Source organism: Pseudoalteromonas thalassia, from assembly GCF_049257215.1.
Classification (GTDB): domain Bacteria; phylum Pseudomonadota; class Gammaproteobacteria; order Enterobacterales; family Alteromonadaceae; genus Pseudoalteromonas; species Pseudoalteromonas lipolytica_C.
In genome coordinates this window covers 1-1,341 of sequence record NZ_JBMMUE010000032.1, presented here as the reverse complement: position 1 = coordinate 1,341, position 1,341 = coordinate 1, and the positions used below count along the sequence as shown (strand labels likewise).

The window sequence follows — 1,341 nt, the reverse complement described above, 5'->3', positions numbered from 1 at the left end:
TTTGAACCACAGAGATGTATGGACTCCCCTCCCACAGGGGGGTAACGTAATAAGCGACAAAACTTTTACAAAAGGAGTCCATACATGGTGAATCTTAACGTTATTGCGATTGATTTAGCAAAAAATAATTATCAAGTTTGTAAAATAGGTAAAGAGCGACAAGTTATATACAACAAAGAAGTATCTAGACAAAAACTACTTCAGTTATTGGTATCAGAAAAACAATCATTAGTAGCAATGGAATCATGTGGTGGTACGCATTATTGGGCAAGAAAAGCGAAAGAGGCTGGCCATATAGTTAAACCTATGTCTGCACGCGTCGTAAAAGCATTTAGACAAGGCCAAAAAACAGATGCGAATGATGCTTTGGCTATTGGTATTGCAGCTCAGCAACCAACGGTTAAGCCGAGTAGATTATTAAGTGTAAATGAGCAGTGCTTACAATCCATATCAGCAATGAGAGAGCATTTTGTAAAACAAAAAGTGGCCTTGGGGAACCTACAGCGAGGCTGTTTGTTGGAACTTGGCATCCCTATAGCCAAGTCTGATAGTAAGTTAATAGATGCAGTGGAAAGTTTGCTCGAGGATACAAGTTTTAATGTACCTATGGCATTTAGAGCATCTCTAAAAATAGTAAATGAACAATTCAAAAGAGTTGTTAAAGAAATTATAGCGCTAGAAAAGCTAATTGAAGAAGAAATCAAAAATGATGAAGTATGCGAGCGGCTGTCAAAATTGGAAGGCGTTGGACCAGTAGGTTCAATGATGTTGAAAGTTTACTTTAGTTGTATAGAGCACTTTAAAAATGGACGAGAAGCGTCTGCCTGTGCAGGATTAACGCCTGTGCAGCATAGCTCTGGTGGCAAAGAAAAAATTGGCTCAATTTCAAAAAAATCAGCAAACAAGAAGTTACGTAGCACGTTATATCAAGGTGCACTAGCTGTTGTTTCAAATGTTATAAAGAGAGCGAGTCGCACAGAAAAGGATGAATGGCTTAAAAAGTTGATTGCAAGACGCGGTAAGAAAGTGGCAGCAATAGCATTGGCGAATAAAACAATCAGAACTGCATTTGCCATGCTAAAGAAAAACGAATGTTATCAGCCAAAGTTGTTAACAGCTTAAATTATTGTCAATAAAGAGCGTTTAAAACCAGGGTAAGACTGACCTTTAAGAGACTGTTCCGTGTTCAGGTAGAAAATACCGTCACAGAGAAAAGTCATAAAGGGGCGAATACATTAAAGTGACCGGGGGTAGCTCCCCAAATAGAGTCCGTATATAAGCCAGCATCTAATCTTTATTTAATAAATACTCCGTTGACAAAAAATGGGGAGTCCATATAAG

1 protein-coding gene is annotated in these 1,341 nt (G+C 38.3%); it reads left to right on the top strand.

The window, feature by feature from the left end:
- Positions 1-84 precede the first annotated feature (84 nt).
- Positions 85-1,122, top strand: coding sequence for an IS110 family RNA-guided transposase (locus AAEU31_RS20235; RefSeq protein WP_235404649.1), 1,038 nt, complete (start codon positions 85-87; stop codon positions 1,120-1,122).
- Positions 1,123-1,341 lie beyond the last annotated feature (219 nt).

Bases quoted from the DNA above. Each gene is read 5' to 3' on its own strand.
- AAEU31_RS20235 (WP_235404649.1), top strand. From the start codon at position 85: ATGGTGAATCTTAACGTTATTGCGATTGATTTAGCAAAAAATAATTAT.